General features: G+C 70.8%; 24 protein-coding genes. 11 read left to right on the top strand and 13 right to left on the bottom strand.

Annotated elements, in window-relative coordinates; all coding sequences use genetic code 11:
* Nucleotides 1-4: 4 nt before the first annotated feature.
* Together ACFY0U_RS28555 and ACFY0U_RS28560 are read left to right on the top strand one after the other, a co-directional pair.
* The gene (locus tag ACFY0U_RS28555; protein WP_388640577.1) at nucleotides 5-1,084 is read left to right on the top strand and encodes a Zn-dependent alcohol dehydrogenase; all 1,080 of its coding nucleotides are present in this window, start codon (nucleotides 5-7) and stop codon (nucleotides 1,082-1,084) included.
* Between the two features lie 187 nt (nucleotides 1,085-1,271).
* Nucleotides 1,272-2,594, top strand: a complete 1,323-nt coding sequence (locus ACFY0U_RS28560; RefSeq protein WP_388640579.1) for an MFS transporter — start codon at nucleotides 1,272-1,274, stop codon at nucleotides 2,592-2,594.
* On the opposite strand, the gene ACFY0U_RS28565 is transcribed toward ACFY0U_RS28560, so the two are convergent.
* From ACFY0U_RS28565 to ACFY0U_RS28575, 3 genes are all read right to left on the bottom strand, one after another.
* Nucleotides 2,586-3,500 (bottom strand): DMT family transporter, encoded by a 915-nt coding sequence (locus tag ACFY0U_RS28565; RefSeq protein ID WP_388640983.1) that lies wholly within the window; start codon nucleotides 3,498-3,500, stop codon nucleotides 2,586-2,588. The two genes, ACFY0U_RS28560 and ACFY0U_RS28565, sit on opposite strands and share 9 nt — an antisense overlap.
* A 112-nt stretch (nucleotides 3,501-3,612) precedes the next feature.
* The gene (locus ACFY0U_RS28570; RefSeq protein ID WP_388640582.1) at nucleotides 3,613-4,335 is read right to left on the bottom strand and encodes an ArsR/SmtB family transcription factor; all 723 of its coding nucleotides are present in this window, start codon (nucleotides 4,333-4,335) and stop codon (nucleotides 3,613-3,615) included.
* Nucleotides 4,336-4,369: 34 nt separating this feature from the next.
* The gene (locus tag ACFY0U_RS28575; RefSeq protein ID WP_388640585.1) at nucleotides 4,370-5,011 is read right to left on the bottom strand and encodes a TetR/AcrR family transcriptional regulator; all 642 of its coding nucleotides are present in this window, start codon (nucleotides 5,009-5,011) and stop codon (nucleotides 4,370-4,372) included.
* Nucleotides 5,012-5,101: 90 nt separating this feature from the next.
* On the opposite strand from ACFY0U_RS28575, the gene ACFY0U_RS28580 reads away from it, so the two are divergent.
* The 3 genes from ACFY0U_RS28580 to ACFY0U_RS28590 all read left to right on the top strand — a co-directional run bounded on the left by ACFY0U_RS28580 (nucleotide 5,102) and on the right by ACFY0U_RS28590 (nucleotide 7,256).
* Nucleotides 5,102-6,253 carry an acyl-CoA dehydrogenase family protein gene (locus tag ACFY0U_RS28580; protein ID WP_388640985.1) on the top strand — a complete coding sequence of 384 codons (1,152 nt, stop codon included), beginning with the start codon at nucleotides 5,102-5,104 and terminating at the stop codon, nucleotides 6,251-6,253.
* Nucleotides 6,254-6,313: 60 nt separating this feature from the next.
* The gene (locus tag ACFY0U_RS28585) at nucleotides 6,314-6,559 is read left to right on the top strand and encodes a YiaA/YiaB family inner membrane protein (protein WP_388640587.1); all 246 of its coding nucleotides are present in this window, start codon (nucleotides 6,314-6,316) and stop codon (nucleotides 6,557-6,559) included.
* A gap of 70 nt (nucleotides 6,560-6,629) precedes the next feature.
* Nucleotides 6,630-7,256 carry a TetR family transcriptional regulator gene (locus tag ACFY0U_RS28590; protein ID WP_388640590.1) on the top strand — a complete coding sequence of 209 codons (627 nt, stop codon included), beginning with the start codon at nucleotides 6,630-6,632 and terminating at the stop codon, nucleotides 7,254-7,256.
* A 4-nt stretch (nucleotides 7,257-7,260) separates the two neighbouring features.
* Here the strand turns inward: ACFY0U_RS28590 and ACFY0U_RS28595 are convergent, their stop codons facing one another.
* The gene (locus tag ACFY0U_RS28595) at nucleotides 7,261-7,722 is read right to left on the bottom strand and encodes a MaoC family dehydratase (protein WP_388640593.1); all 462 of its coding nucleotides are present in this window, start codon (nucleotides 7,720-7,722) and stop codon (nucleotides 7,261-7,263) included.
* 111 nt (nucleotides 7,723-7,833) lie between these two features.
* Between ACFY0U_RS28595 and soxR the strand changes: the two genes are divergently transcribed.
* Nucleotides 7,834-8,322, top strand: coding sequence for a redox-sensitive transcriptional activator SoxR (gene soxR, locus ACFY0U_RS28600; protein ID WP_388640595.1), 489 nt, complete (start codon nucleotides 7,834-7,836; stop codon nucleotides 8,320-8,322).
* A 300-nt stretch (nucleotides 8,323-8,622) separates the two neighbouring features.
* Here the strand turns inward: soxR and ACFY0U_RS28605 are convergent, their stop codons facing one another.
* Nucleotides 8,623-9,351 (bottom strand): 3-keto-5-aminohexanoate cleavage protein, encoded by a 729-nt coding sequence (locus ACFY0U_RS28605; protein WP_388640598.1) that lies wholly within the window; start codon nucleotides 9,349-9,351, stop codon nucleotides 8,623-8,625.
* A 116-nt stretch (nucleotides 9,352-9,467) separates the two neighbouring features.
* Entirely contained in the window at nucleotides 9,468-10,070 is a 603-nt protein-coding gene (locus ACFY0U_RS28610) for a hypothetical protein (RefSeq protein ID WP_388640601.1), read from the bottom strand.
* 222 nt (nucleotides 10,071-10,292) lie between these two features.
* Here ACFY0U_RS28610 and ACFY0U_RS28615 point away from each other — a divergent pair, with 222 nt between their 5' ends.
* Nucleotides 10,293-13,076 (top strand): penicillin acylase family protein, encoded by a 2,784-nt coding sequence (locus ACFY0U_RS28615; RefSeq protein WP_388640604.1) that lies wholly within the window; start codon nucleotides 10,293-10,295, stop codon nucleotides 13,074-13,076.
* 18 nt (nucleotides 13,077-13,094) lie between these two features.
* On the opposite strand, the gene ACFY0U_RS28620 is transcribed toward ACFY0U_RS28615, so the two are convergent.
* On the bottom strand, nucleotides 13,095-14,411 hold the full coding sequence (locus tag ACFY0U_RS28620; protein ID WP_388640607.1) for a serine-threonine protein kinase: 1,317 nt from the start codon (nucleotides 14,409-14,411) through the stop codon (nucleotides 13,095-13,097).
* 96 nt (nucleotides 14,412-14,507) lie between these two features.
* A complete protein-coding gene (locus tag ACFY0U_RS28625) occupies nucleotides 14,508-15,740 on the bottom strand; it encodes an exo-beta-N-acetylmuramidase NamZ domain-containing protein (protein WP_388640610.1) in 1,233 nt (410 codons plus the stop codon).
* Nucleotides 15,741-15,852: 112 nt separating this feature from the next.
* On the opposite strand from ACFY0U_RS28625, the gene ACFY0U_RS28630 reads away from it, so the two are divergent.
* Genes ACFY0U_RS28630 through ACFY0U_RS28640 form a run of 3 tightly spaced genes read left to right on the top strand, consistent with a single transcriptional unit; the run spans nucleotide 15,853 to nucleotide 18,909 of the window.
* On the top strand, nucleotides 15,853-16,626 hold the full coding sequence (locus tag ACFY0U_RS28630) for an SDR family oxidoreductase (RefSeq protein WP_388640612.1): 774 nt from the start codon (nucleotides 15,853-15,855) through the stop codon (nucleotides 16,624-16,626).
* Nucleotides 16,623-18,290 carry a class I adenylate-forming enzyme family protein gene (locus tag ACFY0U_RS28635; RefSeq protein ID WP_388640614.1) on the top strand — a complete coding sequence of 556 codons (1,668 nt, stop codon included), beginning with the start codon at nucleotides 16,623-16,625 and terminating at the stop codon, nucleotides 18,288-18,290. The genes ACFY0U_RS28630 and ACFY0U_RS28635 overlap by 4 nt, the downstream gene beginning before the upstream one ends.
* 25 nt (nucleotides 18,291-18,315) lie before the next feature.
* On the top strand, nucleotides 18,316-18,909 hold the full coding sequence (locus ACFY0U_RS28640) for a TetR/AcrR family transcriptional regulator (protein ID WP_388640616.1): 594 nt from the start codon (nucleotides 18,316-18,318) through the stop codon (nucleotides 18,907-18,909).
* A gap of 59 nt (nucleotides 18,910-18,968) precedes the next feature.
* Here ACFY0U_RS28640 and ACFY0U_RS28645 read toward each other — a convergent pair whose 3' ends face one another.
* From ACFY0U_RS28645 to ACFY0U_RS28655, 3 genes are all read right to left on the bottom strand, one after another.
* A complete protein-coding gene (locus ACFY0U_RS28645; RefSeq protein ID WP_388640619.1) occupies nucleotides 18,969-20,192 on the bottom strand; it encodes an acyl-CoA dehydrogenase family protein in 1,224 nt (407 codons plus the stop codon).
* 6 nt (nucleotides 20,193-20,198) lie between these two features.
* Entirely contained in the window at nucleotides 20,199-21,221 is a 1,023-nt protein-coding gene (locus tag ACFY0U_RS28650; protein ID WP_388640622.1) for a phosphotransferase family protein, read from the bottom strand.
* Nucleotides 21,222-21,439: 218 nt separating this feature from the next.
* Nucleotides 21,440-21,736, bottom strand: a complete 297-nt coding sequence (locus ACFY0U_RS28655; protein ID WP_388640625.1) for a hypothetical protein — start codon at nucleotides 21,734-21,736, stop codon at nucleotides 21,440-21,442.
* Between the two features lie 112 nt (nucleotides 21,737-21,848).
* On the opposite strand from ACFY0U_RS28655, the gene ACFY0U_RS28660 reads away from it, so the two are divergent.
* A complete protein-coding gene (locus tag ACFY0U_RS28660) occupies nucleotides 21,849-22,820 on the top strand; it encodes an NADP-dependent oxidoreductase (protein ID WP_388640627.1) in 972 nt (323 codons plus the stop codon).
* A 6-nt stretch (nucleotides 22,821-22,826) separates the two neighbouring features.
* On the opposite strand, the gene ACFY0U_RS28665 is transcribed toward ACFY0U_RS28660, so the two are convergent.
* Together ACFY0U_RS28665 and ACFY0U_RS28670 are read right to left on the bottom strand one after the other, a co-directional pair.
* The gene (locus ACFY0U_RS28665) at nucleotides 22,827-23,150 is read right to left on the bottom strand and encodes a DUF202 domain-containing protein (RefSeq protein WP_388640630.1); all 324 of its coding nucleotides are present in this window, start codon (nucleotides 23,148-23,150) and stop codon (nucleotides 22,827-22,829) included.
* Complete coding sequence (locus tag ACFY0U_RS28670) at nucleotides 23,147-23,539, bottom strand: YidH family protein (RefSeq protein WP_388640633.1); 393 nt, start codon at nucleotides 23,537-23,539, stop codon at nucleotides 23,147-23,149. Before ACFY0U_RS28670 ends, ACFY0U_RS28665 begins: the two co-directional genes overlap by 4 nt.
* Between the last annotated feature and the right edge of the window lie 12 nt (nucleotides 23,540-23,551).

Here is a 23,551-nt window from a genome sequence, read left to right on the forward strand (position 1 = left end):
ATCCGTGGTTCGCGCAGCAGTCCTTCCCGCCGTGGGCGCTCCCCTGGAGGTCACCGACATCGAACTCCCGGACCCCGGCCCCGGCCAGGTCCGCGTCCGCCTCGCCGCCGCCGGCGTCTGCCACTCCGACCTGTCCCTGTCCAACGGCACGATGCGCGTGCCGGTCCCGGCCGTGCTCGGCCACGAGGGCGCGGGCACGGTGGTCGCCGTGGGCGAGGGAGTCACGGGTGTGGCGCCCGGCGACGAGGTCGTCCTCAACTGGGCCCCGTCCTGTGGCAGTTGCCACGCCTGCACACTCGGCGAGGTCTGGCTCTGCGCCAACGCCCTCAACGGCGCCGCCGACGTCTACGCCCGTACCGCCGACGGCACCGACCTCCACCCCGGCCTGAACGTCGCCGCGTTCGCCGAGGAGACGGTCGTCCCGGCGTCCTGCGTCCTCCCGCTCCCCGAGGGCATCCCCCTCACGGACGCGGCCCTCCTCGGCTGCGCGGTCCTCACCGGCTACGGCGCCGTCCACCACTCCGCGCGGGTCCGCGAGGGCGAGACGGTCGCCGTGTACGGCGTCGGGGGAGTGGGCCTCGCCGCGCTCCAGGCGGCCCGGATCGCGGGCGCCGCGAAGATCGTCGCGGTCGATGTCTCCCCGGCGAAGGAGGAGTTGGCCCGCGAGGCCGGCGCCACGGAGTATGTGGTGGCCTCCGAGAACACGGCCCGCGAGATCCGCGGCCTCACCGGCAAGCAGGGCGTCGACGTCGCCGTCGAGTGCGTCGGCCGTGCGACGACGATCCGCACCGCCTGGGACTCCACCCGCCGCGGCGGCCGTACGACGGTCGTCGGCATCGGCGGCAAGGACCAGCAGGTCACCTTCAACGCCCTGGAGATCTTCCACTGGGGCCGCACCCTCGCCGGCTGCGTCTACGGCAACTCGAACCCGGCGGAGGACCTTCCGGTGCTCGCCGAGCACGTCCGGGCGGGCCGCCTGGACCTGGGTGCGCTGGTGACGGAGCGGATCGCCCTGGACGGCATCCCGGCGGCCTTCGAGAACATGCTGGCGGGCAAGGGCGGCAGGGCGCTGGTCGTCTTCTAGAGCACGTGCGCCGGCCCCGACCTCCCCTGGAGGCCGGGGCCACAGCCGTGCCCTCCGGCCTTTTCCGCAGGTCCACCGGCCCCTTGAGTGCTCCGGGCAACCTTCCCGCACGACCATTGCCTCCATACCGTCCGGTTAGTATGTTCGCCGCCAACGTCCCCACCGCACCCATCGGAGTGTGCACCGCATGGACATGGCCCCCTCCGCTCAGCCCATCACCCCGACCGCTCTCCCCACGGTCAACCGCCGCCGCGTAGCCACGGCGGCCGCGCTCGCCTCAGCCGTCGAGTGGTACGACTACTTCGTCTTCGGCATCGCCGCGGCCCTCGTCCTCGGCGACCTGTACTTCCCGGCGGGCAGTTCCACCGCCGGAGTCCTCGCCTCCTTCGCGACCTTCGCCGTCGGCTTCCTGGCCCGCCCGATCGGCGGCATCGTCGCCGGCCAGCTCGGCGACAAGCGCGGCCGCAAGCCGATGCTGGTCCTCGCGCTCACGCTCATGGGCCTGGCGACCACGGGCATCGGCCTGCTGCCGACGTACGAGACGATCGGCGTCGCCGCGCCCATCCTCCTCGTGACCCTCCGCGTCCTCCAGGGCGTCGCCGTCGGCGCGCAGTGGGGCGGCGCGATGCTGCTGGCCACCGAGTACGCCCCCGAGGGCAAGCGCGGCCTCTACGGCAGTGTCGTCCAACTCGGCGTCCCCATCGGCGTGGTGACCGCCAACACGGTCTTCCTGCTGGCCGGCGCCTTCACCACGGACACCCAGTTCGCGGCCTGGGGCTGGCGAGTGCCCTTCCTCATCGGCCTGGTCGTGCTCGGCCTCGCCTGGTACATCCACACCAAGGTCGAGGAGACCCCTGAATTCCGCGACGCGGAGAAGGCGTTGGCCGAGAAGGAGAAGTCGGAACAGAGCTCCCCGCTGCGCACGATCCTGCGCGACCACCTCGGCACGGTCCTGCTGGCCGGCGGCTCCTTCGCCGTGAACACCGCGACCTTCTACATCCTCATCACCGGCGTCCTCGACTACACGACCCGCGAACTGGACATGAAGAAGAGCGCGGTCCTCACCGTCTCCCTCTGCGTCAGCCTCACCCAGCTCGTGCTGATCCCGGCGGCCGCGGCGCTCTCCGACCGCTACGGCCGTATCCGGATCTACACGCTCGGCGCCGTCGGCATCGCCCTGTGGGCGATACCGCTCTTCCTCCTGATCGACACCGGCTCGCTGCTGTGGCTGGCGGTCGGCACCTTCGTCGCCAGCTGTTTCCTCAGCGTCATGTACGGCCCCCAGGCCGCCCTGTTCGCCGAGCTGTTCACACCGGAGATGCGCTACACCGGCGCCTCCCTCGGCTACCAGATAGCGGCGGTCTGCGGCGGCGGCCTCGCGCCCTTCCTGATGGTGCTGCTGCTGGAGACGACGGGCACGTCGATGTCGGTGGCCGGCTACATCATCGCGCTCTCGGTGATCGCCCTGATCTCCATCAAGGTCCTTGCGGACAGGGCGCGTTCACGCTGATTCGGTGACCTTCGCGGGCCGTGGCGCAGCGGCCGCGGCCCGCGAACGGGACACCGCGACCCCGGCGAGACACAGCACCCCACCCGCCAGGGTGAGCAGCCCCGGCACCTCGCCGAGCGCCAGCCAGGACATCAGCACCACGAGCGCGGGCACCGCGTAGGTGGTGGCGCCCATGCGCCCGGCCGTGGTGCGGGCCAGGGCGTAGGCCCACGTCGTGAAGGCGAGCGCGGTCGGGAAGACGCCCAGATAGACCATGTTGAGGGTCGCCGTCACGGGCGCGTCAGCCGCCTCGTGGACCAGCTGCCCCGCGAACGGCAGACAGAGCACGGCGCCGACGAGACAGCCGTACGTGGTCACCTGAAGTGCGCTCGCCGAACCGAGAGCGGGCTTCTGCGCCACGACGCCGCCCGCGTACGCGACCGCGGCGAGCAGACACAGCGCCACGCCGAGCACGGACGACTTTCCCTCGCCCGACATCGACAGCCCCACGGCGACCGCTCCCGCGAACGACACGGCCATCCCCGCGAGCAGCCTCGGCGGCAGGGTGTCGCCGAGTATCCGCGCGCCGAGCAGGGCGATGAGGATGGGGCCGATGTTCACGACGAGGGCGGCGGTTCCGGCGTCCACCTGCTGCTCGCCCCAGTTGAGGACGACCATGTAGACGCCGAACCAGAGGATTCCGGAGATCAGGATGCCGGGCCAGGCGGCGCGGGGTGGTCGGCCTTCTCGTCGTACGAGGCAGATGATCCCCAGCGTCAGGACTCCGGCCAGCAGCCGTCCTAGTGCCAGTGCGCCTGGAGAGTAGTGGGCTCCCGCGCTGCGGATGGAGACGAAGGCGGAGGCCCAGAGGACGACGGTCACGAGGGCGGCGCCGGCTGCGAGGAGATCGGTGCGGCGGGGGTTCATCATGCTCCTGAGGTTAGGAATCGGAAGGGACAAGAGCTCGCGGCTTTCGGACGGTGTGCCTCTGCGGGTGCGTTGTTGCCGGTCGCGCAGTTCCCCGCGCCCCTGGGGCGGGTCAGCGCAACGCCGATGACGAAATGCCCAGCAACTCGGCCAGGGCGCTCTCGCCCACCCCCGTCACCTTCACCGCCCTCTCGGAGCCGATCCGGACACACCAACCCGCGTCCAACGCGTGCCGGCAGAGCGCGGCGCCCGCGACCCCCGCGAGGTGCGGCCGCCGTTCCGTCCAGTCGAGGCAGGCGCGAGCCAACGGCCGACGGCCCTTCCGGTCGAGGGCGATGCCGACCTCGCCGAACCACCTCAGCCCGGCATCCGTCAGCGCGAACCCCGTGTCCTGGCGCAGCAGTTCACGGGAGGTCATCGCATCCGTCACCGCGATCCCGAGCCGCCCCGCCAGGTGGTCGTAGCAGGTCCGCCCCCGAGCCATCGCCGACCCCGCACTCGACTCCCGCAGACTCCGCGGCCGTACGACGGCCCCCGGCGCCACATGCGAGGCAAGCTCCTCCACCAGTTGAGCCGCCCGGGCATCCGCCACCCGGACGTACCGATGCCGCCCCTGCCGTTCCTCGGTGAGCAGTCCACCGGCGACGAGCTTGCCCAGATGCTCGCTCAAGGTCGATGCCGCGACCCCCGCATGCCGGGCCAGCTCACTCGCGGTCCAGGCCCGCCCGTCGAGCAGGGCCAGCAGACAGGAGGCGCGGGTCTCGTCGGCGAGGAGAGAGGCCAGCCGGGCCAGTTCCGCCGCCTGAGGATCTCTGGAGGTCATGCCCTCCAGCATGGGCCCCGGACAGTTCGGCGCCCACCGAAGCGTGCTACGCCGTCCGCCGGACCTGCTCGTACTGCTGGACCAGCCCGTCAAGGAGCGCGGTGAGCCCGGTCTCGAAGGCCCGCTCGTCGATCTTCTCCTGCTGCTCGGCCAGGAGGTGGGCCTGCCCGAGGTGCGGATAGTCGGCGGGGTCGTACGCGCTCTGGTCGTCGACGAAACCCCCGGCGAACGACCCGAGAGCGGACCCCATGATGAAGTACCGCATCAGCGCGCCGATCGAGGTGGCCTGCGCGGGCGGCCAGCCGGCGTCGACCATCGCGCCGTACACCGCGTCCGCGAGCCGTAGGCCGGCGGGCCGCCGCCCGGGCCCCTGGGCCAGCACCGGGACGATGTTCGGGTGGTCCCGCAGGGCGGCCCGATACGACACGGCCCAGTCGTGCAGCGCGGTCCGCCACTCCCGTCCGTCCTCGAACATCGACAGGTCGACCTGTGAGCTGACCGAGTCGGCGACCGCTTCGAGGATCTCGTCCTTGGTGCGGAAGTGGTTGTAGAGCGAGGGCCCGCTGACGCCCAGCTCCGCGGCGAGCCGGCGCGTGGAGACGGCCGCGAGGCCCTCCGCGTCCACGAGCGCGCGTGCCGCCTCGACGATCCGGTCGGTGCTGAGGAGGGGCTTGCGCGGTCGGGCCATGGCGCACATAGTAGGGCTGCGTACCGAAACTAGCAGTGCTAATTTAAATGTACGACGTTCAAGATCTGCTATCCGTGGGGTGATCTCGTGGTGAACCTGGGGCTCAGCGAGGAGCAGGAGGCCGTAAGGCAGCTCGCCCGGGACTTCGTGGACCGCGAGATCGCCCCGCACGTGATCACCTGGGACCGCGCGGAAGAGGTGGACCGCTCGATCGTGAAGAAGCTCGGCGAGGTCGGCTTCCTGGGTCTGACGATCGACGAGGAGTACGGCGGCTCGGGCGGCGACCACCTCGCGTACTGCCTGGTCACGGAGGAGCTGGGCCGGGGCGACTCATCGGTTCGCGGGATCGTCTCCGTCTCCCTCGGCCTGGTGGCGAAGACGATCGCGGCATGGGGGACCGAGGACCAGAAGCGCCGGTGGCTCCCCGGCCTCACCTCCGGCGAGCAGGTCGGCTGCTTCGGCCTGACCGAACCGGGCACGGGCTCCGACGCGGGCAACCTCGCCACCCGCGCCGTACGTGAGGGCGACGACTACGTCATCAACGGCACGAAGACGTTCATCACCAACGGCACCTGGGCGGACGTCGTCCTCCTCTTCGCCCGCTCCACGGACGCCCCCGGCCACAAGGGCGTCTCCGCCTTCCTGGTCCCGACCGACACCCCCGGACTGAGCCGCCGCACCATCCACGGCAAGCTCGGCCTGCGCGGCCAGGCGACGGCCGAACTGGTCCTGGAGGACGTACGCGTCCCCGCGTCCGCGATGCTCGCCCCCGAGGGCAAGGGCTTCTCGGTCGCCATGTCGGCGCTCGCCAAGGGGCGGATGTCGGTCGCGGCGGGCTGCGTGGGCCTGGCGCAGGCGGCCCTGGACGCGGCGGTGAAGTACGCCGGTGAACGCGAACAGTTCGGCAGGACGATCGCCCACCACCAACTGGTCCAGGAACTGATCAGCGACATAGCCGTGGACGTCGACGCGGCCCGCCTCCTCACCTGGCGGGTCGCCGACCTGATCGACCGCGGCGAGCCCTTCACCACCGAGTCCTCCAAGGCCAAGCTCTTCGCCTCCGAAGCGGCGGTCAGGGCCGCCAACAACGCCCTCCAGGTCTTCGGCGGCTACGGCTACATCGACGAGTACCCGGCGGGCAAACTGCTCCGCGACGCCCGCGTGATGACCCTCTACGAGGGCACCAGCCAGATCCAGAAGCTGGTCATCGGCCGCGCGCTCACCGGAGTATCGGCCTTCTGAGTACGGGACCTGAGTACCTGGACGGATGTGGCCCGCCCCGCACCCGCCCACACTCGACCCATGAGTGACACATCGGGCAAGCCCCAGAACACCGCCGCCTTCTACGGCCAGGCGGTCGCGTCCTTCGCCGTCGCCATGGCCGCCACGGCGATCGGCATCTTCAAGCTCGACGCCGACGCCTGGGTGCGGGCCTTCCTCGCGATCGCCGTGCTGTACCTGGTCACCTCCGCCTTCACCCTGGCCAAGGTCATCCGGGACCGGCAGGACGCCCAGACCCGTGCGTACAGCCCGTTCGAAAAGCTCTGAGCGGCCAGGCTAAGCGCTCGCTCACCTTCGGCGGTATGGTGGTGCCTCTGTCAGTGGAGAGGGGCAAGCGATGGGTACGGCGAAGGAGACGACCGACGGCGAGACGTCGGCGTGGGGCGAGGTCACGCCCGACGCGGCACGGAGGCTGCTGGTCGCCGCGGTGGAGGCCTTCGCCGAGCGCGGGTACCACGCCACGACGACCCGGGACATCGCTGGCCGCGCGGGCATGAGCCCGGCAGCCCTCTACATCCACTACAAGACCAAAGAAGAACTCCTGCACCGCATCAGCAGGATCGGCCACGCGAAGGCCCTGGAGATCCTGCGGACGGCATCCCACCGCGAAGGCACGGCCACGGAACGCCTCGCGGACGCGGTCAGCTCCTTCGTCCGCTGGCACGCGGGCGGCCGCACCACGGCCCGGGTCGTCCAGTACGAACTGGACTCCCTCGGCCCGGACGCCCGCGCCGAGATCCTCGCCCTGCGCCGCCAGTGCGACGCCGAGGTGCGCGGCATCATCGAGGACGGCGTGACCTCCGGCGAGTTCGACGTCCTGGACGTCAAGGGCACGACCCTGGCCGTCCTCTCCCTCTGCATCGACGTGGCCCGCTGGTTCACCGTCGACGGTCCCATGACGCCCGACGAGGTCGGCGCGCTCTACGCCGACCTCGTGCTGCGGATGGTGGGAGTGGCCAAGTAGCCGCTCAGAGGTAGTAGCGCGACACCGACTCGGCGACACACACCGGCTTGTCGCCGCCCTCACGCTCGACACTGAAGGCGACGGTCACCTGGACGCCGCCGGCCACGTCGTCGACCCCGGTGATCACCGCGGTGGCCCGCAGCCGCGAGCCGACCGGTACGGGCGAGGGGAAGCGCACCTTGTTGGTGCCGTAGTTGACCCCCATCTTCACGTTCTCGACCTTGATCAGCTGCGGCCCGAACAACGGCAGCAGCGACAGGGTCAGATACCCGTGCGCGATGGTGGTCCCGAACGGCCCGGCGGCGGCCTTCTCGGGGTCGACGTGAATCCACTGATGATCACCGGTGGCCTCGGCGAAAAGGTCGATCCGCTTCTGGTCGACTTCCAGCCAGTCGGTGTACCCCAGTTGCTCACCGACCGCGGCCTTCAGCTCATCGGCCCCTGCAAACACCCTCGGCTCTGCCATGTCCCGGCCTCCCGCATTACGACGTCACGTCTAAGCAACTGCTTAGCATGGTCGCCCGTGGTCCCCCTGTCAACGGACCACGGCCTCCCTCGCTTGGGTAGGGTCCGAGGGGTGCCCCAGATTCCCGAGAAGATCCACGAACTCACGGTCGGCCAGCTCGCCGCCCGCAGCGGCGCGGCCGTCTCCGCCCTGCACTTCTACGAGTCCAAGGGCTTGATCACCAGCCGCCGCACCACCGGCAACCAGCGCCGCTACACCCGTGACACGCTCCGCCGCGTCGCCTTCATCCGGGCCGCCCAACGCGTCGGCATCCCCCTCGCCACGATCCGCGACGCCCTGGCCGAACTCCCCGAGGAACGCACCCCCACCCGCGAGGACTGGGCCCACCTCTCCGAGACCTGGCGCGCGGAACTGGACGAACGCATCAAACAACTCAACCGCCTGCGAGACCACCTCACCGACTGCATCGGCTGCGGCTGCCTCTCCCTGGACACCTGCGTCCTGTCCAACCCGGACGACGCGTTCGGCCAACGCCAGGCAGGCTCCCGCCTGATGGTCGAACGCAAGCCGGACCACCACGACGCAACCCGCTGCGGCTGACGCACACCAGGCGGGACGAGACCCGCACCGGCGCAACGGCGAGCAGGGGACGTACCGGGGGGTGTCCGCCCGCAGCGTCGGGCGCCCGACCAAGTTCACCACCTGGAAGAACAGCCCCGCCCGACCGAGGACGGACACCCCCCGGTGCGGCCCCGACCCCCAACGAACCGTAGGGCGCAACGCGAACCCCCACCGAGGCCGAGCAGGCCGCCGCAGGCATGCACTCGAACTCGGTGCCACTCGCCTCCACACCCCGGGCGAACACGACCTCGCGACCCGCACCGAACCCCTCGCCCCGCCCTACGACGACCGCTGGGCCCACCCGTACTGGACCAGCCCGGCGGCCACCAACTCAGCGTTGGAGGAGGCGGGTTCCCCGTCCGGCAGGACCAGCGTGTCCTCCAGCCCGATCCGCGTCGCGAGCCGCAGACGCCCGGCCAGCCGCAGCACCGGCCACGCACCGCCGTCCTCACCGTGCAGCAGCACCGGCCGGCCGTGCGCGGCCCCCACCTCGGCCAACAGCGCACGCGCCGTGCCCTCGGCGGTGTCCGGCGAGGTATCGGTCACCTCGACGAGCACCCGCAACACCCGAGGCCCGAGCGGAGAAACGGCGAACCGCGCCGCCGCGTCCGTCCCGGACCAGATGCCGGCCTCCACACCCACCCCCCGCTCGATGAGCACGGCCGCCAGCTCCTCCGCCCCCGGCTCATGCCAGTTGACGGAGGCGTGATCGGGCAGCACGGTCCAGTCCCGCACCCGCTCCAGCCGTCGCGCGGGATCGGGTTCCGCCCAGGCACCCGTGGTCACCCCGACCGGTACCGACACCCGCGCCCGTATGGCGTCGAGGGTCGCCGCGAGCACCCGGGGCGACAAGGTGTCGTCACCACAGGGCGACTTGGGATGAACGTGAAGGTCCGTGGCCCCGGCCGCGACAGCCGCGGCCGCCGACTCAGCCATGGCCTCCGGCGACAGCGGCACGACCGCACCGTCAACGGCCCCGCGGGACCCATTGAGACACACCTGAACCATGCCCCGATGGTGCGGCAGAAGCCCTATGGAGCACAAAGCCGCACGGGGTCGGCACGCGAAGCCCGCTCAAAGAGGGGGTGCGGCATCCCCGGCGCACCCCCGGTCGCTCCACTCGCTCAGGCGGACATCAACAGTCGTTGCCGTCGGGACGCCGCAAGGGCCTCGGGCGTCAGCACCGGACGCGGCACCACGATCCCGCAGTCCGTGCACACCGGGCCCGAGGAGGGTTCGTGGGCCAGGTCGTACATCCAGGTCAACCGCTCTCCGCTGCACACCGGGCACACCGAGCCCGGTTCGCGCTCCAACGCGGAGATCAGCCTGCGCAGCACCTCGGCCAGCGGTTCACGGGGGTGGAGCCGCGGGTCGTCGCACCACGCGACGCCGAAACCGCCCCAGGTCAGCCGGTGCCAGTCGTCGACACTGCCCGGCCTGCGCAGCCCGTCGTGCTTCTCCTTCTTGCGCCGCTCGGCGAACTCGACCTCATAGGCCAGCCAGACCGAACGCGCCTCTTCCAACTCGTCCAACGCGGCCACGAGCCGCGCTGGATCGGGGGACCGGTCCTCAGGACCGAACCCGGCCCGGGAGCACAAGTGGTCCCAGGTCGCCCTGTGCCCGTAGGGGGCAAAACGCTCCAGGCACTTACGCAACGAGTAGCGTCGCAGCGCCAGATCGCATCGCGGATCTCGCACCTGTCTCGCCAGACTCCGGAAACCGGCCATCGCCCTGCACCTCCGTCACACCTGCACCTGTACTTCGGTCACTTCGGCGTCGTCGTTCGGACGTCGCCGAATAGACGTATCGACACGCGATTCGGCTCCATCCGATTTCCGATGCCTCCCATCAGCCTCCGGACCGGCTACCAAAACTTGACGCATGTTCATCTTCGAACCCGGGGATACCGGCGGTAACGTCCGACTCAACTCCCGTCGGTAGGAGCTGCCATGCCTCGGCGCACCTCACGCACCGCACTCGACAGACTGAGAACTCCCGGCAGAGTCACCGGGTTCCTGAAGGCCGCTTCCGTATGCGTCCTGATTGCCGGTCTTTTGTCCCCCCTTGGTCAAGCGGCCGCGGCCGCCGAAGCGACGGCCGCCAACGACTACTGCGGCAGCCAGTGCTCCGACATCCTGCCGCCCGGTCAGAACGGCAATGCCACGCTTGCCCAGATCCTCCTCAACCAGGCCTTCGGCACCCAACCCGAGCACGCCGAGGACCAGCTCGGCCCGTACGCCAACCTGGCCAAGGGCTATCCGTCGCTCACCAACGCCACGATCAACAACTTCTTCAACGACGCCTCCTTCGGCGTCCCGTCCGATCAAGTCGCCTCCACGCTCAATCCCGGTGGCCGCACCGATGTGACGATCGTCCGCGACAAGAAGACGGGCGTGCCGCACATCACCGGTACCACCAGATACGGCACTGAGTACGGAGCGGGCTATGCGGCGGCTCAGGACCGGCTGTGGCTCATGGATGTCTTCCGTCACGTCGGCCGCGGCCAGCTGACCACCTTCGCGGGCGGCGACCCCTCCAACCAGGGCCTCGAGCAGCAGTTCTGGCGCAACGCCCCCTACACCGAGGCCGACCTCCAGGCCCAGATCGACAACGCGGTCGCCAATGCCGGGGCCCGCGGCCAGCAGGCCCTCGCCGACGTCAACGCCTACGTCGCCGGCATCAACGCCTACATCGACGCCTCCGACAGCGGCCGCTACTTCCCCGGCGAGTACGTCCTGACCGGCCACAAGGACTCCGTCACCAACGCCGGCACCATCGAGCACTTCAAGCCCACCGACCTGGTCGCCCTCGCCTCGGTGATCGGCGCGCTGTTCGGCTCCGGAGGCGGCGGCGAGGTCAACAACGCGCTCTCGCTGCTCGCCGCGCAGGAGCAGTACGGCGTCACGGAGGGCACGAAGGTCTGGGAGTCCTTCCGCGAGCGCAACGACCCCGAGGCCGTCGTCACCGTCCACGACAAGAGCTTCCCGTACGCCACCAAGCCCGCCGACCCGCAGGGCGCGGCACTGCCGGACGCCGGTTCGGTGACCACCGAGCCGCTGGTCTACGACCCCACGGGCACCGGAGCGGGGCAGAGCGCCACCGCGGCCGCCACGGCGGCGACCACGACCGCCCTCAGCTCGGCCAGGCGCGGCATGTCCAACGCCCTGGTCGTCAGCGGCGATCACACCGCCAGCGGTCACCCGGTCGCCGTCTTCGGCCCGCAGACCGGCTACTTCGCACCCCAGCTGCTCATGCTCCAGGAGATCCAGGGCCCCGGCCTCAGCGCGCGCGGCGCCTCCTTCGCGGGCCTGAGCATGTACGTCGAACTCGGCCGCGGCCAGGACTACGCGTGGAGCGCCACGACCTCCGGCCAGGACATCATCGACACCTACGCCGTCGAGCTGTGCCAGGACGACTACCACTACCTGTACCGCGGCACCTGCACGGCGATGGAGAAGATAGAGCAGAAGAACTCCTGGGCCCCGACCACCGCCGACGACACCGCCGCCGGCTCGTACACGATGCGGGTCTGGCGCACGAAATACGGCCCCGTCGAGTACCGGGCGACCGTCGGCGGCAAGAAGGTCGCCTACACCACCCTGCGCTCGTCGTTCATGCGCGAGGCCGACTCGATCATCGGCTTCCAGATGCTCAACGACCCGGACTACGTGAAGAGCCCGGAGACCTTCCAGAGCGCGGTGCAGCACATCAACTACACCTTCAACTGGTTCTACGCCGACTCCGAGCACACCGCGTACTACAACAGCGGCGACAACCCGGTGCGCGCGACCGGCGTCGACGCAGACTTCCCGGTGTGGGCGCGGTCGGCGTACGAGTGGCAGGGCTGGAACCCGACGACGAACGCGGCGACCTACACGCCCGCCTCGGCCCACCCCAACTCCATCGACCAGGACTACTACATCTCCTGGAACAACAAACAGGCCGCCGACTACTCGACCGCACCCTGGGGCGACGGCTCCGTGCACCGCGGCAACCTGCTGGAGGACCGGGTGAAGAAACTGGTCGCCGCGGGCGGCGTGACCCGCGCCTCGCTGGTCAAGGCGATGGCCGACGCGGCCCTGGCCGACCTGCGCGCCGAGGACGTCCTGTCGGACCTGCTGAAGGTGATCAACAGCAGTACGGTCACCGACTCCACGGCCGCGGCCGCGGTGAGCAAGCTCCAGACCTGGCTCACGGCGGGCGGCAAGCGCACGGAGACGTCGGCGGGTTCGAAGACGTACGCCGACGCGGACGCGATCCGCATCCTCGACGCGTGGTGGCCGCTGCTGGTGAAGGCCGAGTTCGAACCCGGCCTCGGCACCGACCTGTACACCGCCATCACCGCCAACCTGCCCGTCGACGAGGCCCCGTCCGCCGCGCACGGCCCGACCGGCGCGCACGCGGGCAGCTCCTTCCAGTACGGCTGGTGGTCCTACGTCGACAAGGACATCCGCGCGGTGCTCGGCGAGACGGTGCAGGGCCCGCTGGCGCGGAAGTACTGCGGCGGCGGCACCCTCGGCGCCTGCCGGGACATCCTCATCAGCACCCTGAAGACGGCGGCCGGCAAGACCGCGGCCCAGGTCTACCCCGGCGACGACCTGTGCGCGGCGGGCAACCAGTGGTGCGCCGACTCGATCGTCCAGCGCACCCTGGGCGGCATCAAGCACTACAACATCAGCTGGCAGAACCGGCCGACCTTCCAGCAGGTCGTGGAGTTCACCTCACACAGGTGACCTGACAGCGGCGGCGGGTCAGCGGACGCGGCCCGCCGCCAGCACCACCCGCGCCAGGTCCCGGTGCACGATGTCGCTGTGCGCCCCGGCCGGCGCCCCGCCACGCCTGACCACCTCGGCCGCGTCGATGTTGACGCACCCCGAGGTGGGCAGCGTCTCCCGCAGCGCGTCGGCGAGCTTCCACGCGCGTGTGCCCGGCACCGCCTGCACCCCGTCGAAGCCCATCGCGCCCCACTTGGCGCCCAGCATCCGCCCGACGTCCGCCCCGGCGACCCCCTGCGCGTCCCCGGCCATCCGCGAGGCCAGCGGATACATCGTGCTCAGCGCGGAGTCGTGACGGGAGAAGCAGCACACCAGGGGACCGTCGATCCGGTTCTGCTGGCCCTGGAGCACGCCTCCCGCGCGCGTGTCGTGCGGCAGCCGGGACGCGAACGCGTAGTGGGAGAAAGCCCCTTGGAGCAGCGTCACGGACTTCACCGTGCGCACCCCCTCGGGCAGTCCGCGCAGCGCGAACGACACCAGACGCCCGCCGAAGCTGTGCCCGACCAGATGCACCCGCACCTCGGGCGCCTTCGCGGCGAGCTGCCCGATCACCCGCCCGAGCCCGCGCTCGCCGACCGTTCCCGCGCGCCGCTTCATGGCGTAGTAGGTCGCCTGCCGCAGCAGTTCGTGGGCGCCGTCCCAGGGATTGGGGATCGTGAACCCCGCCGTGCCGTCTGCCGCTTCGAGGTGCGCCAGCGCCTGCGCGAAGTCCTCGCAGACCGCCGTCACGGGCCCGGAGAACATGTCCGGCTCGCTCTGCGGCACCCCCTCCGCCAGGGTGTCCGCCCCGAACAGCGCCTGCGGCCCCGGCGGCACCAGCTCGACCAGCATCCGCACGAGCCGGCCGAACTCCTCCAACTCGGCCTCCTCGCGCGGCTGCTGGTCCAGCAGGCGGGTGATCTGCTCGACGATGGTCGCCCGGCCGGGGAACGTCTCCAGGAGGGCGTGCCGGGTGTCCTTGTCGAGCACCGGACGCCGGGCGGACTCGGCGGCCACGGAGCGCGGGAAGTCCGGGATCGGCTCGTCGGAGAACCGCATCGACGGCCACACCACCCCCACGAACCCGAGGCGGGCCTTCGGGGCGAGCGCCGGGATCGGCTCGAAGAAGCGGCTGTAGAGCCGGGTCGCGCCGGAGCGGTCGCTGTTCCAGCCGTGCGCGAAGACGATCAGATCCCGGACCTTGCGCTCCGCCACCCCGGCGATGAGCCGGTCCCGCCGCCTGTCGTCCGGATCGCCGTCCGCGTCGAAGGTCAGCTCCCAGTACGGACTCACGCTCATCGCAGGATCCGCCATGACAGGCCCCCTTGTCCCCCGTAGTGGTGCGATGCGGTCGCATCGTCCTGCTACGGGGCGAAGTTGGCCATACTCGACGGCTCAACTGCCGGGGGCTCATCTGTACAGGAGGTACTCCCTGCGGGTCGCCCTGAACGCCGCCAGCTCCTCCCGCCAGCCCGCCACGACCTCGTCGGGGCCGGCCCCCGCGTCGATCGCGGTACGCACCTGGGTGGAGCCGGTCAGCTTGTCGATCCAGTTGTCGGACCGCCAGGCGAAGCCGCTCCACACCCGCTTCGCGGTCACCAGCAGGGCGATCCCGGTGCGCACGGGGTCGTACGCCGCCCGGTCGTGCACATGGATCTGCACGCCTCCGATGGTCTTGCCCTGGAACTTGGAGAAGGTGGGTGCGAAGTAGGCCTCCCTGAAGTGCGCGCCCGGAAGCCCGAGTTCGCCCACGGCGGCGGCCCAGCGTCCGTCGACGCCCTCCGCGCCGAGCAGTTCGAAGGGCCGGGTGGTGCCACGCCCCTCCGACAGGTTCGTGCCCTCGAAGAGACACGTCCCCGAGTACACCAACGCGGTGTCCGGAGTGGGCATGTTGGGGCTCGGCGGCACCCAGGGCAGCCCCGACGTGTCGTAGAACTCCGACCGCTTCCACCCCGACATGAGTACGGTCTCCAGCGCCACCGGCGCGCTGAGGAACTCCCCGTTGAACAGCCGCGCCAGCTCCGCGACGGTCATGCCGTGCGCCTGCGAGATGGGCTGGCGCCCCACGAAGGTGGCGAACTCCTTGTGCAGGACGGGCCCTTGGGCCGCGCGTCCGGTCACCGGGTTCGGCCGGTCCAGCACCACGAACCGCTTGCCCGCCAGCCGGGCCGCCTCCATGCAGTCGTACAGCGTCCAGATGTACGTGTAGAAGCGCGCGCCCACGTCCTGGATGTCGAAGACGACGGTGTCGACGCCGGAGGCGGTGAAGATGTCGGCGAGTGGCTGCCCGCTCTTGAGGTACGTGTCGTAGACGGGCAGCCCGGTCGCCGGGTCGTCGTAGCGGCCCTCGGAGCCACCGGCCTGGGCGGTGCCGCGGAAGCCGTGCTCGGGGCCGAAGACGGCGATCAGGTTCACCCGGTCGTCGGCGTGCATGACGTCGACGATGTGGCGGACGTCCCGGGTGATGCCGGTGGGGTTGGTGACGACGCCGACGCGTTGGCCGTCGAGGAGCGCGTAGCCGTCCGCGGCGAGGCGTTCGAACCCGGTGCGCGGGCGGCGTGGGGCCGCAGCTGCGGGGGATGCGCTGGAGAGTGCGGTTGCTGCCGTGGTCGCTGCGAGTAGTGCTCGTCTGGATAGGCGCATGAGGGGCACGGTATTGCTCCCGCAGGCCGCGGGGAACGACCTCGCCCCTTCCTTGATACATACCGACTGGTTAGTCTGGTCATCTCCGCAGAGCCGCAGTCGAAGGAGACCGATGGTGGAAGCCGTGCAGGGTGCTGGTGTGGTCGTCACAGGGGCCGGAGGGGGCATCGGTGCCGCCCTTGCCCGGCGGTTCGCCGCCGAGGGGGCCCGCGTTGTCGTCAATGACCTGGACGGCGAGCGCGCCGAGGCCGTCGCCGAGGAGATCGGCGGCATCGCGGTGCCGGGGGACGCCTCCATGATCGTGCCCGCCGCGCGGGACGCGCTCGGCGGCACCGTCGACGTCTACTGCGCCAACGCCGGCGTCGCCTTCGGCGGGCCCGAGGTGGACGATCTCGGTGACACCAAGGCCTGGGAACTCTCCTGGGACGTCAACGTCATGGCACACGTGCGTGCCGCTCACGAACTGCTCCCCGCCTGGCTGGAGCGGGGCAGCGGGCGGTTCGTGTCCACCGTGTCCGCCGCCGGACTGCTCACCATGATCGGGGCCGCGCCCTACAGCGTCACCAAGCACGGTGCGTACGCCTTCGCCGAGTACCTGTCACTGACGTACCGCCACCGGGGGATCAAGGTCCACGCCATCTGCCCGCAGGGCGTGCGCACGGACATGCTGGACGCCACCGGCAGCGCGGGCGATCTGGTCCTGAAGCCGACGGCCGTGGAACCGGACGACGTCGCCGAGGCCCTCTTCAAGGGCATCGCCGAGGACCGCTTCCTGATCCTGCCGCACCCCGAGGTCGCCGAGTACTACCAGGCCCGGGCCGCCGACCCGGACCGCTGGCTGGGCAACATGAACCACCTCCAGCAGAAGTGGGAGGAGACCAGGTGACCGAGTCCCTGTACGCCGCCAAGCCCTGGGTCGCCCTGCTCAACGAGGCCCAGCGCGCTCCCATAGCGCCCGACGACTCCCTCGTGCACGCCCTGCGCAGGGTCGTCGCCGAGACCCCGGACCGCGCGTTCCTCGCCTACTTCGACGGCCGCCTCACCTACCGCGAGATCGACGAGCTGAGCGACTCCGTCGCCGGGCATCTCGCCGCGCGCGGCCTGGAGCGCGGCGACCGGGTGGCGATCCTGCTCCAGAACTCCCCGCACTTCGTGCTCGCCCTGCTGGGCGCCTGGAAGGCGGGCGCGATCGTCGTGCCCGTCAACCCCATGTACAAGGCGGGGGAGGTCACCCACGTCCTGCGCGACGGCGAGGTGGCCGCGCTGATCTGCTCCGACCGGGCCTGGGAGTCGTATCTGCGCGAGACGGCGGCGGACTCGCCGGTGCGGATCGTGCTGACGGGCTGCGAGTTGGACTTCCAGACCCGCGACGACGCGCGCGTGCTGGCCTTCGAGCGGCTGTCGCAGGCCGCCGACGCCGACGACCTGGCCGCCGTGGCCCGCGCCGGCCACCCGGCGCCCGAGGGCCGTGACCCGGACCCGTCCGACATCGCGCTCATCAGCTACACCTCGGGCACCAGCGGCACCCCCAAAGGCGCCACCAACACGCACGGCAACATCATGTGCAACGCCGAGCGGCAGCGCACGGGCCTGGGCCTGCCGGACGCGCCGGTCTACTACGCCCTCGCGCCGCTGTTCCACATCACCGGGATGGTGTGCGAGCTCGGGGCCTGTCTCAACAGCGCGGGCACGCTGGTGCTGACGTACCGCTTCGAGACGGGTGTCGTGCTGGAGGCTTTCGCCGAGCACCGGCCGCACTACACCGTCGGCCCGTCCACCGCCTTCATGGCGCTGGCCGCCCACCCGGACGTCACCCCGGACCACTTCTCGTCCTTCGTGAACATCTCCTCGGGCGGCGCGCCCGTGCCGCCCGCCCTGGTGGAGAAGTTCCGGGCGGGCTTCGGTCCCTACATCCGCAACGGCTACGGGCTGACCGAGTGCACTGCCCCCTGCGCCTCCGTGCCGCCCCAGTTGGAGGCGCCCGTCGACCCGGTGTCCGGGACGCTGGCCGTGGGCCTGCCGGGCCCCCAGACGGTCGTACGGATCGTCGACGACCAGGGCGAGGAGGTGCCCTTCGGTGAGCAGGGCGAGATCCTCGTGCGCGGCCCGCAGGTCGTGCCCGGCTACTGGCGGCGCCCCGAGGCCACCGCCGAGACCTTCCCGGACGGCGAACTGCGCACCGGCGACATCGGCTTCATGGACGAGCGAGGCTGGCTCTACGTCGTCGACCGCAAGAAGGACATGATCAACGCGTCCGGCTTCAAGGTGTGGCCGCGCGAGGTCGAGGACGTCCTGTACACCCACCCGGCGGTGCGTGAGGCGGCCGTCGTCGGAGTGCCCGACGGGTACCGCGGGGAGACCGTGAAGGCGTACATCAGCCTGCGTCCGGGCGCCGACACGGACCCGGATGAACTCGCGGTGTACTGCAAGGAGAGACTGGCCGCCTACAAATACCCCAGGCAGGTGGAGATCCTGCCCGACCTGCCGAAGACGGCGAGTGGGAAGATCCTCCGGCGGGAACTGCGTTCCCGCAGGCAGAACGAGCAGTAGCGAACGGAAAGCAGGAGGCGGCACAGTGCCCAGGACGACCGACGGAGACGGTACGCCCGTCCCGCAGCGGCTGCTGGCCGCCGCCACCCGGCTCTTCGCCGAGCGGGGCTACGACCGCACCTCGGTGCAGGAGATCGTCGAAGCGGCCGGCGTCACCAAGGGGGCGCTGTACCACTACTTCGGCTCGAAGGACGACCTCCTGCACGAGGTGTACGCGCGCGTGCTGCGCGTCCAGCAGGAGCGCCTCGACGCCTTCGCGAGCTCCGACGAGCCGATCGAGAAGCGGCTGCGCGGCGCGGCGGCGGACGTCGTCGTCACGACGATCGAGAACCTCGACGACGCGATGATCTTCTTCCGCTCCATGCACCACCTGAGCCCGGAGAAGAACAAGCAGGTGCGCGCCGAACGCCGGCGCTACCACGAGCAGTTCCGCGCGCTCGTCGAGGAAGGCCAGGAGGCGGGCGTCTTCTCGAAGGCGACCCCGGCCGACCTGGTGGTGGACTACCACTTCGGTTCGGTCCACCACCTGTCGACCTGGTACCGCCCCGACGGTCCGATGACCTCGCAGGAGGTCGCCGACCATCTGGCCGACCTTCTGCTGAGAGCCCTGCGCCCCTGAGCACCTGAGGACATGTGTAAGGGGCGGTCGCCATTGGTGACCGCCCCTTACAGCTCACCTCACAGGTACTTCTTCAGCTCCCGCCGCGCCAGCGACCGCTGGTGCACCTCGTCCGGCCCGTCGGCGATCATCAGCGTCCGGGCGCCGGCGTACAGCTCGGCCAGCGGGAAGTCCTGGCTGACGCCACCCGCACCGTGCAACTGGATCGCCCGGTCGATGATGTCGACCACCGCACGCGGCGTGGCGATCTTGATGGACTGGATCTCCGTGTGGGCGCCCCGGTTGCCGACGGTGTCCATCAGCCAGGCCGTCTTCAGGACCAGGAGCCGCAGCTGCTCCACGGTCACGCGCGCGTCGGCGATCCAGTTGTGCACCACGCCCTGCTGGGCCAGCGCCTTGCCGAAGGCCGTACGGGACACCGCCCGCCGGCACATCAGCTCGATCGCCCGCTCCGCCATGCCGATCAGCCGCATGCAGTGGTGGATCCGGCCCGGACCGAGTCGGGCCTGGGCGATGGCGAAGCCGCCGCCCTCCTCGCCGATCAGGTTCGACACCGGCACACGCGCGTGGTCGAAGACCACCTCGGCGTGACCGCCGTGGGAGTGGTCCTCGTAACCGAAGACCTGCATCGCGCGCTTGACCGTCACACCAGGGGTGTCGCGCGGGACCAGCACCATGGACTGCTGACGGCGGATGTCCTCGCCGTCCGGGTCCGTCTTGCCCATCACGATGAAGATCTTGCAGTCCGGGTTCATCGCCCCGGAGATGTACCACTTGCGGCCGGTGATGACGTACTCGTCCGTGCCGTCCGAGGAGCGCTCGATGTAGGTGGTGATGTTGGTGGCGTCCGAGGAGGCCACCTCCGGCTCGGTCATCGCGAACGCCGAGCGGATCTCCCCGGCCAGGAGCGGCTCCAGCCACTGCTTCTTCTGCTGCTCGTCACCGAACTGGCTCAGCACCTCCATGTTGCCGGTGTCCGGTGCCGCGCAGTTCAGCGCGGTCGGCGCGAGCTGCGGGGAACGGCCGGTGATCTCGGCGAGCGGGGCGTACTGGAGGTTGGTCAGCCCGGCGCCGTACTCGGAGTCCGGCAGGAAGAGGTTCCACAGACCCTGCCTGCGCGCCTCGGCCTTCAGCTCCTCCACCACGGCCGGGGTGTCCCACGGCGAGGCCAGCCGCGCGCGCTGCTCCTCGGCGACGGCCTCGGCCGGGTAGACGTGCTCGTCCATGAAGGCGAGCAGCTTGGCACGCAGTTCCTCGGTGCGGGCGTCGAACGCGAAGTCCATGGCGGATCAGCCTTCCTGAAGGGTGGTCAGGCCGTGCGAGATGAAGACGGGGACGAGGTCGCCGATGCGGTCGAAGCCGGCGCCGACCGTCTGGCCCTGGGTGTAGCGGTAGTGGATGCCCTCGAGGATCACGGCGAGCTTGAACCAGGCGAACGCCGTGTACCAGGAGACCGTGGAGACATCGCGTCCGGAGCGCGCCGCGTACCGCTCGATGAGTTCGGCCGGATCCGGGTGCCCCGGCGCCTCGGCCGTCGTGGACACGGGGGAGTCGGGCATGCCCAGCGGCAGGCTGTACATGACCAGCAGGCCCAGGTCGGTGAGCGGGTCGCCGAGGGTCGACATCTCCCAGTCGAGGATCGCCTTGATGCTGTCGTCGTCACCGATCAGCACGTTGTCGAGCCGGTAGTCGCCGTGGATGACGGTCGCCTCGGGGGACGTCGGCAGCTGCCGGCCGAGCGCCGCGTGCAGCTCGTCGATGCCGGCCAGCTCACGGTTGCGGGAGGCGTCCAGCTGCTTGCCCCAGCGGCGCAGCTGCCGGTCCAGGAAGCCCTCGGGGCGGCCGAAGTCCGCGAGACCCACCTCGGCGGGGTCCACCGCGTGCAGCTCGACGAGGGTGTCCACGAGGGACAGCACCGCGCCCCGGGTGCGCTCGGGGCCGAGCGGGAGCAGCTGGTCGGCGGTGCGGTACGGCGTGCCCTCGACGAACTCCATGACGTAGAACGGCGCTCCCAGCACCTCCTCGTCCTCGCACAGCAGCACGGGCCGCGGCACCGGCACCTTCGTCGGGTGCAGGGCGCTGATCACCCGGTGCTCGCGCTTCATGTCGTGCGCGGTGGCCAGGACATGGCCGAGCGGAGGACGCCGTACGACCCACTTCGACGTGCCGTCGGAGAGCGCGTAGGTGAGGTTCGACCGTCCGCCCTCGATCAGCCGGCCGGTCAGGGGGCCGTGGACCAGTCCGGGCCGCTCGCGGTCGAGCAGGCCGCGCAGCCGGTCGAGGTCGAGTCCGGGCGGATGGTCGGGGCTCATGCATCGCTCCTACGGGCAGGTGAACGGTTCCCGAGTCATGATGCCGACCGGTCGGTATGCCGTCCAGTGCGTAGCGCGAACGTGATCTGAGCCACCCTCGGCATCACCCCGGTTCGCCACCCTAGGCCGACAGCTCCCCGCGCGGTGCGACGGGGAGCTGTCGGGGGTTGCTTCTCGGCCTGGCGGCGTGGATGAGCGGCCTGGATCCGTGGCCTGGATCAGTGGTCGTCCCAGTGGCCGTCGTGCTTGGCGTGCCGGTGACCGTCGTGCAGATAGTCGACGTGGTCGCCGTGCAGCACGCTCTCGTGGCCGCAGTCGTCCCCGTGCGCGTGCTCGTGACCGTCATGGGTGACGTGCCCGCCCGGCTCGCACTCGTCCCAGTGGCCGCTGTGCTCGCGGTGCAGATGCCCGCCGTGCGCGTAGTCGACGTGGTCCCCGTGCGGCACCTCGGTGTGCCCGCAGTCGGGGCCGTGCACGTGCGCGTGGGAGGCGTGTTCCTGGTGGAGGGTGGTCATGCTGCTCACCTTCGGAGATGTTGCCGATGCCGTCGGACAGGCTGCCACGCGAACGCCGCATATCCGGGCATCCCGCTTGCGTGGCGTCCGAGTACCCCGGAGTGTCGGAGCCATGAAGGGCATCAGCTACTCACGCTACGGCGGACCCGAGGTCCTCGCATACGGGGAGGTGCGCGACCCCAAGGTCGGCGTCGACGCGGTGCTGGTCAAGGTCCGGGCGGCGGCGGTCAACCCGGTCGACTGGCACGCGCGCGAGGGCCATCTCGACCGCATCCTCGACCCCGTCTTCCCGGTGGTCCCCGGCTGGGACGTCGCCGGGGTCGTGGTCGGACTCGGGGTCTCCGTCACCGAGTTCGCGGTCGGCGACGAGGTCATCGGATACGTCCGTGAGGACTTCCTCTCCCGGGGCACCTTCGCCGAGTACGTGGCCGCCCCGGTCCGCACCCTCGCCCCCAAACCCCGCAACCTCTCCTACGAGGAGGCGGCCGGCCTGCCGCTGGTGGGGCTCACCGCCTACCAGGTCCTCGTGAAGGCGCTCCAGGTCAAACGCGGCGAGACGGTCCTGGTGCACGCGGCGGCGGGCGGCGTGGGCTCCATCGCCGTGCAGCTGGCCCGCCACTTCGGGGCCCGGGTCATCGGTACGGCGAGCAAGGGCAACCACGACTTCGTCCGGGGCCTGGGCGGCGAGCCCGTCGAGTACGGCGAGGGGCTCGCCGAACGGGTGCGCGGGCTGGCCCCCGAGGGTGTGGACGCGGTGTTCGACACCGTCGGCGGCGAGACCCTCACGGTCTCGGCGAACCTGCTGGCACCCGAGGGCCGCCTGGTGTCCATCGCCGACGGGGAGGTCGTCGGCTACGGCGGCCGCTACTACTGGGTGCGCCCGGACGCCGAGGACCTCCGGCGCCTGTCCGCACTGGCGGAACAGGGCGTGGTGTCGGTGCATGTGTCGCGGACGTTCCCGCTGGAGCGGACGGCGGAGGCGCAGCGGCTGAACCAGGAGGGACGGACCCGGGGGAAGATCGTGGTGACGGTGGACCGGGAGTCCGAGGGGGAGGGGGCCGAGGGGCCGGACGAGGTGGGCTAGCGGGGGCTAGAACACCAGGGCGGCCCCGCACACGGCCAGCGCCACGGTGCACAGGACCGCCGTCGTGGCATGGCGCGGGGCGATCGCGGCGGGGATGCCGGCGGTGGCCAGGGCGCGGATACGGCGGTGCGCGAGCAGCAGGAAGCCCAGCCAGAGGACACAGGCCAGCGCGCAGGCGACGATCCCGGAGGCGGACGGACCGCCGTGCAGCGCGGTCTTCACGGCGAGTACGGCGGAGACGGTGCCGGAGAGGGTCGTACGGCGCCAGGCGAGGCGGGTGCGCTCGGGCTGGAGTCCGGGATCCCGTTCCTCGGTGGCCGGCGCGCTCACCCCTCCCACCCGACGAGCACGACGAAGACCATCGCGACGGCGACGACCGCCACGACGACGCTCAGCAGGGCCGGGAACCGTGACACGGGCAGATCCTCACCCCGTCGCATCGCCCGCTCGCACCGCATCCAGTGATTGACCGCGCGCAACGAGCACAGCACGCCGGCCCCGAGCAGCGCGAGCGCCAGCCCGACCCGCCATCCCCACCGCAGATCCGGCAGGAACTGGTCCACCGCGAACCCGCCGCCGATGAGCGCGAGCGCGGTCCGCAGCCAGGCCAGAAAGGTGCGCTCGTTGGCGAGCGAGAACCGGTAGTCGGGCGTCTTGCCGTCCTGCCGAACCTCCTGGGGGGCGAACCAGAGACGGACGTTCTGTACAAAATCGATCACGCCCTGGACCCT

Origin of the sequence: Streptomyces sp. NPDC001536, from assembly GCF_042894505.1 — a bacterium.
Taxonomy (GTDB): Bacteria; Actinomycetota; Actinomycetes; order Streptomycetales; family Streptomycetaceae; genus Streptomyces.

What these genes read in the sequence shown, in the direction of transcription:
- ACFY0U_RS28570 (WP_388640582.1), bottom strand. Translation starts at nt 4,335, where the DNA reads ATGCTGGAGGGCATGACCTCCAGAGATCCTCAGGCGGCGGAACTGGCC.
- ACFY0U_RS28655 (WP_388640625.1), bottom strand. Translation starts at nt 21,736, where the DNA reads ATGACCACCCTCCACCAGGAACACGCCTCCCACGCGCACGTGCACGGC.
- ACFY0U_RS28620 (WP_388640607.1), bottom strand. Translation starts at nt 14,411, where the DNA reads ATGGCGGATCCTGCGATGAGCGTGAGTCCGTACTGGGAGCTGACCTTC.
- ACFY0U_RS28605 (WP_388640598.1), bottom strand. Translation starts at nt 9,351, where the DNA reads ATGGTTCAGGTGTGTCTCAATGGGTCCCGCGGGGCCGTTGACGGTGCG.
- ACFY0U_RS28615 (WP_388640604.1), top strand. Translation starts at nt 10,293, where the DNA reads ATGCCTCGGCGCACCTCACGCACCGCACTCGACAGACTGAGAACTCCC.
- ACFY0U_RS28575 (WP_388640585.1), bottom strand. Translation starts at nt 5,011, where the DNA reads ATGGCCCGACCGCGCAAGCCCCTCCTCAGCACCGACCGGATCGTCGAG.
- ACFY0U_RS28625 (WP_388640610.1), bottom strand. Translation starts at nt 15,740, where the DNA reads ATGCGCCTATCCAGACGAGCACTACTCGCAGCGACCACGGCAGCAACC.
- ACFY0U_RS28595 (WP_388640593.1), bottom strand. Translation starts at nt 7,722, where the DNA reads ATGGCAGAGCCGAGGGTGTTTGCAGGGGCCGATGAGCTGAAGGCCGCG.
- ACFY0U_RS28560 (WP_388640579.1), top strand. Translation starts at nt 1,272, where the DNA reads ATGGACATGGCCCCCTCCGCTCAGCCCATCACCCCGACCGCTCTCCCC.
- ACFY0U_RS28610 (WP_388640601.1), bottom strand. Translation starts at nt 10,070, where the DNA reads ATGGCCGGTTTCCGGAGTCTGGCGAGACAGGTGCGAGATCCGCGATGC.
- ACFY0U_RS28590 (WP_388640590.1), top strand. Translation starts at nt 6,630, where the DNA reads ATGGGTACGGCGAAGGAGACGACCGACGGCGAGACGTCGGCGTGGGGC.
- ACFY0U_RS28660 (WP_388640627.1), top strand. Translation starts at nt 21,849, where the DNA reads ATGAAGGGCATCAGCTACTCACGCTACGGCGGACCCGAGGTCCTCGCA.
- ACFY0U_RS28585 (WP_388640587.1), top strand. Translation starts at nt 6,314, where the DNA reads ATGAGTGACACATCGGGCAAGCCCCAGAACACCGCCGCCTTCTACGGC.
- ACFY0U_RS28565 (WP_388640983.1), bottom strand. Translation starts at nt 3,500, where the DNA reads ATGAACCCCCGCCGCACCGATCTCCTCGCAGCCGGCGCCGCCCTCGTG.
- ACFY0U_RS28650 (WP_388640622.1), bottom strand. Translation starts at nt 21,221, where the DNA reads ATGAGCCCCGACCATCCGCCCGGACTCGACCTCGACCGGCTGCGCGGC.
- ACFY0U_RS28645 (WP_388640619.1), bottom strand. Translation starts at nt 20,192, where the DNA reads ATGGACTTCGCGTTCGACGCCCGCACCGAGGAACTGCGTGCCAAGCTG.
- ACFY0U_RS28630 (WP_388640612.1), top strand. Translation starts at nt 15,853, where the DNA reads ATGGTGGAAGCCGTGCAGGGTGCTGGTGTGGTCGTCACAGGGGCCGGA.